An 11,513-nucleotide genomic window follows, 5' to 3' on the forward strand; every position below is an offset into this window, starting at 1 on the left:
TTACATGCGCTCCAGAGTCTCGATGCCGAGCAGCGACAGGCCCTGCTTGAGGGTGTCGGCGGTCAGGCGCGATAGCAGCAAACGGCTGTCGCGGGCGGTTTCGCTGTCGGCGCTCAGCACCGGGCAGGCCTCGTAGAAGCTGGAGAAGGCGCCAGCCAACTCGTACAGGTAACCACAGAGAATGTGCGGTTGGCCCTTGTCCACCATGCGTGCAAGGATTTCACCGAACTGTGCCAGCTTGTTGCCCAGCTCTTTCTCTTTGTCATGATCCAGCACCAGCTCGGCGTTGGTCAGGTCGATGTTTTCGGCTTTCTTGAAGATACCGGCCACACGGGTGTAAGCGTACAGCAGATAGGGGGCTGTGTTGCCTTCGAAGCTCAGCATCTGCTCGAAGCTGAAGATGTAATCGCTGCTGCGGTTCTTGGACAGGTCGGCGTATTTTACCGAGGCAATGCCAACCACGCGGGCGATTTCTTTGACTTCAGTTTCATCCATATCGGGGTTTTTACTGCGAACCAGCTGCTCGGCACGCTCAACGGCTTCATCGAGCAGGTCAACCAGCTTCACCACGCCGCCGGAGCGGGTCTTGAAGGGACGACCGTCTTCGCCGTTCATGGTGCCAAAGCCCATGTGCTCGAGGGTCATGTTGTCACGCACGAAACCTGCGGTGCGGGCCAGGCTGAATACCTGCTGGAAGTGCAGCGCCTGACGCAGGTCTACAAAGTAGAGCACACGGTCGGCATTCAGCACACCTGAGCGGTAGCGCATGGCGGCCAGATCGGTCGTGGCATACAGGAAGCCGCCATCGGCCTTCTGGATAATCACCGGCAGTGGCTCGCCATCTTTGTTACGGAACTCTTCCTGGAATACCACCTTGGCGCCGTCACTGATGGCGAGCAGGCCCTTGGCATCCAGATCGGCCACAACCTGAGCGAGGTCGGCGTTGTAGGCGCTCTCACCGTGTACATCTTTACGGGTCAGGCTCACACCCAAACGCGCATACACGTCATGACAGTGGCTCAGGGAGATGTCGTTGAACTCGCGCCACAGCTTGTTGCAGTAAGCATCACCGCTTTGCAGCTCAACCACCAACTGACGGGCGCGGGTGGCGAATTCGTCGGATTCGTCAAAACGCAGCTTGGCCGCACGGTAGAAGCTTTCTAGGTCTGACAGCTCCAGATTGGCCTTGTCATCGCCCTGGGCACGCAGCTCTTCCATGTAGGCCAGCAGCATGCCGAACTGGGTACCCCAGTCACCCACGTGGTTTTGACGGATGACTTTATGGCCGAGGAATTCCAGCGCGCGGACTACGCTGTCGCCAATGATGGTGGAACGCAGGTGACCCACGTGCATTTCCTTGGCGAGGTTGGGGGAGGAGTAGTCCACCACCACGGTTTGTGGTGCTGCGGCTTTCACGCCCAGCATGGCATCGCCGAGCGCGGCCTTGAGCTGGTTGGCCAGGGCGTTGTCGTCGATAAAGAAGTTGATAAAGCCGGGGCCAGCAATCTCGACCTTGGCCACCTGCGCGGACGCGGGCAGGTTGTCGATGATGAGCTGCGCCATTTCACGTGGCGGTTTACCGGCAACCTTGGTCAACATCATGGCCAGATTGGTGGCCAGATCGCCATGGCTCTTGTCCTTAGTTCGGTCGACCTGAATGCGCGCTTCAAAGTCGGCGGGCACAATGCCCTGGGCTTTCAAGGATTCAAGGGTTTGTTCGAGCAAGGATTGAATGAGTTCTTTCATCGGCCTGTATCTATTGACTGCAAGGTTTAACGGGAATAACCGGGAATTGTAGCCTCTGCGCCCCCCGGCTGGCTATTGGCTGAAGGAACTTTTTGAGCAAAAAGACAAAGCACCCGGGTGATTTTTATAGATGAACATTAATTCATGCGTTGCCAAGGGGAAGTTCATGGTGACTGGTGCATAGTGTCGACATGGTTCGTTAGACATGGATGTTGGTTATGCTGGATAGCTTGTTCTTGTTAGCGCAGACATACTGACCGGCGACTTATGGCCTCACAGAGGCGATAGAGTGAAATGCAGATTCGCTCTGGCGTGTCCTCTGTGGCCATGTTTTTTTCACCTGTTTCTCACTCCTGTTTGCTTTTGTGAACAGAACTCATTGACATCCCACCTTGCGCGGCTTTTTAGCCGCGATTTTTTTATCTGTGATTCATGTAAAAAAATGCAGCCCTGAGGCTGCATCCTGTCACTGGTTATTTCGGTCGGTTCAATTGGCAGATTCAGCCATCATCTGGCTTTGCCACAGCGAGTCTTCATCTTCCGATGACGTCAAAGAGATAAGTACGGCATTGGGTTTCCCTGCAATCGGCGCCAGTACCATGACAAAGGTCGTTGCACTGGTGTCGGTATAATTTATCTCGATGGAGCCTGCTGAATTGATGTGCCAGCTCATCGCCAGGCTGGGTTCTTCACCTTCCCAGATGGTGCCCATGCCGTCAGCGCCGAAAGCGACATGGAAGGTACCTGTGTCGCCGTCGAAAAGTTTGAAATCCATACTGAATTGCCGGGCCAGTACATCGGCGTCACTGAAGCCCTCGGAGCTGCGCACCAGACTCACCTGACCGAGTGGATGGTTGCTGTCGTAATCCTGCAGCATGGCAGCGAAGCGTTCGAGTTTCGGCAGGCTGTAGCGACCATCTTCGGCATCCTGGAACCATATTTCGCCAAAAGGTTTAAGCATCAGAGTGTCACCCGAAGTTGAGCTGTCTTTATCGTAGAGGCCACCGGGACCATCGGCATCCACTGTGATGCCAGTGACGCTGAAGCTGCTGCCATCCCATTGATATTGACCAAACTCACCGGAGAGTGCCTGCGGCGTGGACTCGCCATAGCTTTCCTGATTGTTGGTGTGTACCAATGCGTACTCGGTGCCTGATAGAAACACCACCACAGTGAGGTTGTCGTCGCTCTCTTCCCATACTGTCCATGAGCCGATGAGTGGGTTGCTGCCATCATCGATTCTGCTCAGCATAATGCTGTCTTCGCTGAACTGAATGGTCAGCGACTCACCCAGTGTCATGGTTTTTGCTTCGTGGCTTCCGCCATCGAAAAAGCCGCCGCTGTTGTCCGACTCATCAAAAAGAGTCAGGCTGAGGGCGCCAGTTTCAGGATCCCACTCGTATCCCCCCAGTTCAGCGCTGCCAGCCAGCTGATCGCCATCATCGGTGTGTTCGTGGAGAATCAAATAGTGGCTGTCATCTATGAAGGTGAGAATGTTGCGCATGCCTTCGCCTTCTTTATATAGCCAGCTGCCACGCAGTTGTTGCCGCAGCGAGGTTTCAACGTGGGCCTTCGCGTCGGCATCACTCACCAGAGTGCGGTTATCCAACGTTGTCAGCACAGAGGCAACGGCATCGGCAAAGCCGGTGCTGCCGATGTCCAGTGCCGTGCCGTTAAAGGCTTCTGTGGTGGCCTGAGACAGGGTAATACCGTTGCTGGGGTCTTCATCTTCATCCAGCGTTTGCAGTATACGGGCGATGTTGGAGACCGTGGTGTCATCGCCATCGGCAAAATTATTGGGGGTAACCAAGCCTGTGGCTTCAACAGCAGGAAACGTCAGATCGCCAATGAAAAACACCACGGTTTCGCCGGGCAAATACTGGTAGCGCCCCATGGCATCGGTGACACCACTTTGGGTTTCGGTGCGATAACCTATACCCGCTACCGGGCTGTCGAGGAATAGCCCGGCCTGTGCACTGGCGCAACTGACTTGAGCGGCGTTGGCATTGGCGCTGCTGAGGGTTCCGCTGGCACCTGTGATGCTGCAGACCTGTCCTTCTGGTTGACTGCTGATACTGATGCTGAATCCCGTGCCTTCGGCCACGGTATTGGCGAACTGGAAACTGCTGCCTGTGACATTTTGCGTTTGAGTGCTGCCGGCGGTGAGTGTCAGTCCCAGAGTGCCATTCAGGCCGCTGATGCTGCCGCCTATCTTCAGTTGGGCGGGTTCGGTGGGTTGCTCTGTGTCCTCATCCTTGTCGCTGCCACCGCAGGCAGCCAGGCCAAGTGCCAGTGGCAGCAGCAGGCCACCACGTAATAAGAGGGATATTTGCATGATCTGATCCTTAATGTATGCGTCCGTTCAGTCCCTGTTGGGAGTTTGGGTTGTGCGCCCAGATGACAGCATAAGAAAGACCGATAAAAGTGAGATGTGATTCTTTTTGAAAAGATTTGAATCTTTTTAAATCAGTTAATTACAGGTTTGGTGGCGCGGAGGTTAGAGCAGGTCCTGCGGATCTCTGTCCAGGCTCCACCGACAACGCTTTGCCTCGGGCAGAAGATCGATGGCGGGCAGAATCGCTTCCAATGCCTGCTGTAATCCCTGACGCTGCTCGGCCTGAAACATCAGCTGGCGTCGGTGCTTGCCAGCCTTGCGGTCCATGGGCGCGGGCAGGGGCCCAATCACTTCAAATCCCCTGTCCCTTGGCAACATGGCCGCGATGGCTGCCAAAAAGGCTTCGGCATCTTCAGCCCTGTGGGCTTCGGCCCGTGCCAGCACCATGTGCCACGCCGGTGGCAGTGCCGCCTGTTTGCGCTCACTGAGCTGGCCGCGGGCAAAATCGCCATAACCCTTATGCATCAGCTCCCGTAATATCGGGTTATCGCTCTGGTGAGTTTGCAGCAGCACAGTGCCGGGTTTGGCGGCGCGGCCCGCACGACCGGCCACCTGGGTGTAAAGTTGGCCAAAGCGTTCCGGCGCTCGAAAATCGGCGCTGAACAGGGCACCATCCACATCCAACAGACCCACCAGAGTCACGTCCGGGAAGTGGTGGCCTTTGGCCAGCATCTGGGTGCCCACCAGGATTTTGTAGTCGCCTCGATGAATGGCCTGCAGGTGATTTTCCAGTGAGCCCTTGAGGCGGGTGGTGTCTCTGTCGATGCGTACCACAGGATATTTGGGGAACTCTTCTTTCAGCACTTGTTCCAGCTGCTCTGTGCCTATCCCCTGGCCCATCAGCATGGTGGAGCCGCAGTTGTGGCACTGGCGCGGAATGGCATATTGGTTGCCGCAGTGGTGGCAGCGAATTTCGCCAAGCTTTTGATGCACGGTAAAAAAGGCATCGCAGCGATCGCACTCATGCAAATGGCCGCACTCGTGACACAGGAGCGCCGGAGCAAAGCCGCGGCGATTCAAAAACAGCAGCACCTGATTGCCGGCATCCAGATGCAGCCGCATTTCGTTGAGCAGCGCCGCCGACATACCAGCCTTCAGCGGTTGGTTGCGGATATCGATAATGCCCTGACGTACTTTTTTGGCGTTACCGGCGCGCTCCCCCAGATGCAGGTGCCGATAACGGCCCGAGAGGGCGTTTTGAAGCGACTCCAGCGAGGGTGTGGCCGAGCCCAGTACCACGGGAATATTCTCCAGATGGCCACGCATCACCGCCAGATCGCGGGCGTGGTAGCCCACACCTTCCTGCTGTTTGAACGAGCTGTCGTGCTCTTCGTCGAGGATGATAATGCCGGGGAACGCCATGGGCGTGAATAAGGCGCTGCGGGTACCGATAATGATGGCAGCTTCGCCGCTGCGCCCTGCACGCCAGGCATCGAGGCGTTGATTGTCGGTGAGGTTGGAATGGATTACCGCCACTTCAACCTTGAAGCGGCGACGGAAGCGGTCAATGGTCTGGGGCGTCAGGCCTATCTCAGGCACCAAAATCAGCGCCTGTTTGCCTTCGCTCAGTATCTTTTCCAATACCGAAAGGTACACCTCTGTTTTACCTGAGCCCGTGATGCCCTCAAGCAGTGCGCACGCGTACCCCTCGGCGGCGTTGATGGCAGCGACTGCCACAGCTTGTTCCTTGTTGAGCTTATGGGGCGTTTCACCAAGCTCAAGCGCTGTTCGCCAGCCGAGGTTAATGTCTACCGGCACCTGTTCCCGCTGTACCCAATCCTTGTCTTCGAGACCTTTCAGGGCGGCCTTGCTGAGCTCCATGGCGTTGAATTCATCCAGACTCAGGGGATGCTGCCACAGCATTTCGGCGAGCTTTTGTTGGGCTGGTGCCCGCTTCAGGGTGGTGATGCCGGCCTCTCTGGCCTTGTCGGTCAATTTAAGCCAGGTGCGACTCTTGGGGGCGGCATCCGCGCCTTTGCGCAGTGCCACCGGCAATGCCTGGGTCAGCATCTGTCCCTGACTGCAAAAATAATACCTTGCGGCCCACAGAGTCAGTTTATAGAGTGGTTCAGACAATGCCGGCTCATCATCGATTATCTCAATGATTTCTTTGATTTGGGCATCGGGCAGCTCGCAACTGTCTTTGGTTGCGGTAATAAGACCTATCAGTTGTTGTTTGCCAAAGGGCACCTTGACCCTTTTGCCGGGGCAGGGTGAAGTGCTTGGTTGTGCTGGCAATCGATAGCTGTAACTGCGGCGCATGGGAACCGGCAGAGCAACTTCAACAAACTGTGGCATAATCAGGTACATCTGGCTTGAGTTGCCTCTAGTGTAACGGCAGCGTGGGAACTCAGCCACAGCTAATGCAGCCCAGTAACTATGCAAGAAAAACAATGCAAGAAAACGATGCAGGAAAAACAATGACAAGACTTTTCATCCTTGCCTTGCTGTTGATGGTTCAGGCCCTGACGCCTGCACAGGCGCGTTTATCCCATGTCAGTATCAATAAAAGCCAATTCACTTTGGGCGAATACCCGCGTCTGCGAGTCAATATTGTGTCTGAGCGCAGTGACCTGTCGCGGCTGGAGTTTGTGGTGCGCCAGGGTACCCGGGAAGAAAAGCTCATGGTTGAGCCCCTGAACAACTTTATGTTGTTGCTGTTTGGCGTCGACAATGTGACAGACGCCAATGCCGAACTGGTGGTGCGCGAATACGTGGTCAATCAGTGGCAGGAATATAAGGTTATCCCGCTGTTTGGTGGCACGGAGCGAGTCGCGAAAGCACCGAGCGCGTCCCCGAGAAAGGCCGCCGAGCTGTTGGCTCCCGAGTCCGTACCTGTGGCGAAACCCACTCCCGTGCAAATGTCGCTTGCCAGCGCGGCCAACGACAGCGGTGGCTGCGCCGTTGAGTACCAGCCAGGGGAGACCCTCTGGCGCATTGCCAGTCGTTATGCGCCCCGCTGGAATACCAACGTATACAGCACCATGATGGCATTGTTTGATGCCAATCCCCGCGCCTTTACCAAGGGCAAAATCAGTGGCCTCAAGCAAGATGCTAAGCTGGAGTGCCCATCACCGGCGCTGCTGGGGCGTTATCCGGATACCCGAGAGGCGAGACGCATTTTTGAAGCCAAAAGCCTGGAGTGAATCGCTGGCTTTTTAAGCGACGATCTGCTTGTCAGTATGGGTGAGATCCTGTACCATTCTGCGCCCTAACATACTTGTTATTAACTGCATGTGGTGTCCGACTTCGGGTTGGAAGAGCGACATGGCCTTTACTTTGAGGTAATCCCGATGAAACCAGGTATCCATCCTGAATACGCCCAGATCACTGCCACCTGTACTTGTGGTAACGTTATCAAGATCAACTCCACTGTAGGTAAAGACCTGCACCTGGACGTGTGTGGTGCTTGTCACCCATTCTACACAGGTACTCAGAAAGTGGTTGACACCGGTGGTCGTATCGACAAGTTCAACAAGCGTTTCGGTATGCTTGGCAAGAAGTAATTGCAACAGCAATGAATTCATAAAAAGGGCACCTTCATGGTGCCCTTTTTGCTTTCAGCCTGATCCGGTTTTTCATTTTGCCACCAACCCGGCCGCGAACAGAGTTGTATGCACCGAGGTCAGATGAGTTTATTTTCCGAGCGATGATTTTACGACTTTCGGCTGTGATTTTCGGCGAAGTCATGAAAATGGAATTAAATTTGGTAATTTTGCTACATAAATGGCTTCTTATCGCACCATTAAGGCGGTTTTCACGAGTTGCTTAAGTATAAAAACAACAAAGTTAATTAATGGTTTGGCTTTTGTTTGCCCAAGTTAATTGCTGAAAATGGCGCTTTGATGTGTTCGCGGCGATCAAGTCCCTGAAATTTGTTGAAGGTTGGTTTCAAAGCCCTGGTAATTCGCGTAATCTTTATGGCCTTAGTAAAGGGGCCCGAATTTGCTGTTGCGATGCCCTTTTGCCCGCGGATTTACCCATAAAAACGTCGTTCAGGATTAAAAAATGGCAGACCTTCGTCAACAAGCACTCGATTATCATGAATTTCCGGTTCCTGGAAAAATGGCTGTGTGTCTCACCAAACCCGCTGAAACCAGTATGGATCTGGCGCTGGCTTACAGCCCGGGTGTGGCCGAGCCGGTGCGTGAAATCGCCTCTAATCCTGCCGACGCATACCGCTACACCGCCAAGGGCAACACGGTTGCCGTGATTTCCAACGGTACCGCCATTTTGGGTCTGGGAAACCTGGGACCATTGGCCTCCAAGCCTGTAATGGAAGGTAAGGCATTGCTGTTCAAGCATTTTGCCAATATCGATGCCACCGATATTCAGGTGAAGCATCGCACGACAGAAGAGTTTATCAATACCGTTGAAGCCATTGCCGACACCTTCGGTGGCATCAATCTGGAAGACATCAAGGCACCCGAGTGTTTCGAGATTGAGCGTGAGCTGATTGAGCGCTGCGCCATTCCGGTATTCCACGATGATCAGCACGGTACCGCCATAGTCACTGCTGCAGGTATGATTAATGCGCTGGAAATTCAGGGTAAATCCATCGATAAAGCCGTGTTCGTGTGTATGGGGGCCGGCGCCGCCGCCATCGCCTGTATGACCATGCTGGTCAAATGTGGTGCCCAGCGTGAAAATGTGTACATGCTGGATCGCAAAGGTGTCATCCACACCCGCCGTGATGACCTGAATGAATACAAGGCTCTGTTTGCCAACAACACCGACAAGCGCACTCTGCAGGATGTGATCAAGGGCGCCGATGTGTTCCTGGGTCTGTCCGGTCCGGATGTACTGGGTGCCGACGATGTGCTCTTGATGGCCGATAATCCGGTGATCTTTGCCTGTTCCAACCCGGATCCTGAGATCAAGCCTGAACTCGCCCACGATATCCGTAAAGACATCATCATGGGTACCGGCCGCAGCGATTACCCCAACCAGGTAAACAATGTGCTGTGCTTCCCCTTCATCTTCCGCGGTGCGCTGGATGTTCGCGCTTCACGCATCAACGATGAGATGAAGATTGCCGCCGTGCATGCCCTGGCCGATTTGGCGAAAGAGCCTGTCCCTGCCTCTGTGCTGGCTGCCTATCCCAATGTCAGCAGCCTGAGTTTTGGCCCTGAGTATGTGCTGCCAAAGCCCATGGATCCACGTTTGCTGCCAAGGGTTGCCCGTGCTGTTGCCCAGGCTGCCATCGATTCCGGTGTTGCTGCCATCGACCCTCTGCCAGAGAACTACCTCGCCTGATCTAAATCCCTTAGTGGTAAAGACAGACAAAAGGCAACCCTTGTGGTTGCCTTTTGTTATTGAGTACCTGATAATTTTTAACAATTTGCAGTGTCCCGCCGGGGCCTTGCCGGCACATAAGAACTAAAACATCAGGACGGCCTCATCTCATGCAACTGACTCGCATGCTGACCAAAAAACTCATCAGCTTCTGGATGATGTCGCTGGCGGCAGTCGCTTTTGTGTTTTTGCTCAGCGCCCTGATGAGTTTTGTACAGCTGACCTACCGCTTTCAACAGCAAAAGGTCGCCGAGCTGGAAACCATGTTGGTTAACCATTATCAGCACCAGAGCAGTTGGGAGCTGGATAGCTGGTTGCCGCCCATGCTGCTGGCCTATAACACAGTGAGTTTCCGTTTAACCCGGGGAGATGAACTGGTATTTGAATATCAGGGCAATCTGGGTTCGGATCAGACTGTAGTTTACGAGCGTGCCCTCTATGCCAATGATGCGCTCGAGATGCGACTGGAGCTTCCCCGTCCGTTTTCGGCCCACAGACTTGGTTGGCGTGAGCTGATGATTCTGCTGGTAGGTATAGTGGCGGTAGCAGGGTTTGTTCGCTTCGGATTCCTGTGGTTTTCTGCCGAGCTTGAAGGCATAGAGGCGCTGGCGCAGCGCAGTAAACTTATTCTCGATGGCAAGCTGGATGAGGCGGCCAAAACCCCGGGGAACGGTAAACCACGACTAATCAATCGTGCGCTCTCAAGACTGCTTGCTGAACTTGCCGATGCCCACAAAGAGCGGGCCCGCTTCGATAAATTTATTCGCTCCAATACCTTTCTCGATCCCCAAACCCGGATAGGAAACAGGCTGTTTTTACAGAACCGTCTCAACGCTCTCTCAAGCGACCAGGGAATGCTGGCACCCGGTGTCTTGTATCTGCTTGAAATGGAGGATCTGGATATTTTGCAGCAGGAGGCTGGCGATGAAGTGGTGCTTGAGCTGCTCCACAGCACCATCAATGCCATAAACCTGGTGCTGCAAACCCAGGCCAACAGTATTTTTGCCCGCCGCTCCCATAATCAGCTGGCTATCGTAGTGCCGCAAATCTCCCTGGTGGAGGCCGATGCCCTTGCTGATAAATTGCTGAAAATTTGTCTGGCGCAGCCGCTGCCGAAAATTGAAGAAGCCGATAACTTTTTCCATCTGGGGGGCGCTTACTTTAAAGAGGGCGACATGCCTGAACCCTTGCTGGACGAGGCTGACATGGCTCTGCGCGCTGCGCAGCTGCAGGGTGCCAGTGGCTGGTTTATGTATGACAAGGGCGCTGTGGATCAAGAGTTTGCCAAGGGCTCAGTACGCTGGCGCTCTTTTCTTGAAAATGCTCTGGTTAACCGAAATTTCGTTACTTTTGCCCAGCCTGTGTGCGAAGGCGATGGCAGTCATCATCACCATGAAATTTTTACCCGGGTGCGGGACCCCATGGGTAGCCTGGTCAGGGCGACTCTGTTTATCCCCATGGCGGTGAAATGTGGCCTGATGCCGCAAATCGAGCGGCAGGTGGTGGAGCGAACCCTGTTTGAGCTGATGTCAGATACCGGCACTGCCAAGCGACATTACAGCATCAACCTGAGTGTGGATTCCCTTACCAGCCGTGCCTTTGTGCGCTGGCTGCAAACCACCTTGCTCGAATACCGTCATCTGGCATCCCGGCTGGTGTTTGAGGTTACCGAAGATATGGTGATGAAGCACCGAAGTCAGCTTGAGCCCAAGCTTAATATGCTGCGTAAAATGGGCAGCCGTATCTGTGTGGACCATGTTGGGCAGCAGGTAGTCAGCACTCAGTATATCCGTGAGTTGGGTTTTAACTTTATCAAGCTGCACCGCTCAGTGGTCCGTCAAATAGATTTACGCCCCGAGAATCAGCTGTTTGTCCGCAGTCTAATCGGCAGTTTGTACCGCACCGATGTACAGGTGTTTGCCGAGGGGGTTGGTTCCTTTGAAGAGTGGCAAACACTGCAAATTTTGGGGGTCAGTGCAGGACAGGGCACCTACTTTGGCGATCCACAGCAGATCTGAGTGGCAATTTGTGCCAAAACCCTTGTGAAACACAGGCCCTCGGCCTATCTTATGGGGTA

At 54.4% G+C, this 11,513-nt stretch carries 7 protein-coding genes; 4 read left to right on the top strand and 3 right to left on the bottom strand.

The annotated features are described in order from the left end of the window. The 3 genes from argS to priA form a co-directional block, all read right to left on the bottom strand. Window positions 1–1,746 (bottom strand): arginine--tRNA ligase, encoded by a 1,746-nt coding sequence (gene argS, locus SAMA_RS02385; protein WP_011758563.1) that lies wholly within the window; start codon window positions 1,744–1,746, stop codon window positions 1–3. 487 nt (window positions 1,747–2,233) lie between these two features. Further along, window positions 2,234–4,081 (bottom strand): hypothetical protein, encoded by a 1,848-nt coding sequence (locus SAMA_RS19070; RefSeq protein WP_011758564.1) that lies wholly within the window; start codon window positions 4,079–4,081, stop codon window positions 2,234–2,236. 162 nt (window positions 4,082–4,243) lie between these two features. Next, window positions 4,244–6,439: a primosomal protein N' gene (gene priA / locus SAMA_RS02395; protein WP_041410044.1), complete on the bottom strand. Its 2,196-nt coding sequence runs from the start codon at window positions 6,437–6,439 to the stop codon at window positions 4,244–4,246. Window positions 6,440–6,561: 122 nt separating this feature from the next. Here priA and SAMA_RS02400 point away from each other — a divergent pair, with 122 nt between their 5' ends. From SAMA_RS02400 to csrD, 4 genes are all read left to right on the top strand, one after another. Next, window positions 6,562–7,287: a FimV/HubP family polar landmark protein gene (locus tag SAMA_RS02400; RefSeq protein ID WP_011758566.1), complete on the top strand. Its 726-nt coding sequence runs from the start codon at window positions 6,562–6,564 to the stop codon at window positions 7,285–7,287. Window positions 7,288–7,434: 147 nt separating this feature from the next. After that, window positions 7,435–7,647, top strand: a complete 213-nt coding sequence (rpmE, locus tag SAMA_RS19305) for a 50S ribosomal protein L31 (RefSeq protein ID WP_011758567.1) — start codon at window positions 7,435–7,437, stop codon at window positions 7,645–7,647. A gap of 502 nt (window positions 7,648–8,149) precedes the next feature. After that, window positions 8,150–9,397 carry a malic enzyme-like NAD(P)-binding protein gene (locus tag SAMA_RS02410; protein WP_011758568.1) on the top strand — a complete coding sequence of 416 codons (1,248 nt, stop codon included), beginning with the start codon at window positions 8,150–8,152 and terminating at the stop codon, window positions 9,395–9,397. A gap of 149 nt (window positions 9,398–9,546) precedes the next feature. Then, window positions 9,547–11,454: an RNase E specificity factor CsrD gene (gene csrD, locus SAMA_RS02415; protein ID WP_011758569.1), complete on the top strand. Its 1,908-nt coding sequence runs from the start codon at window positions 9,547–9,549 to the stop codon at window positions 11,452–11,454. Window positions 11,455–11,513 lie beyond the last annotated feature (59 nt).

The sequence above is a fragment of the Shewanella amazonensis SB2B genome (assembly GCF_000015245.1).
Classification (GTDB): domain Bacteria; phylum Pseudomonadota; class Gammaproteobacteria; order Enterobacterales; family Shewanellaceae; genus Shewanella; species Shewanella amazonensis.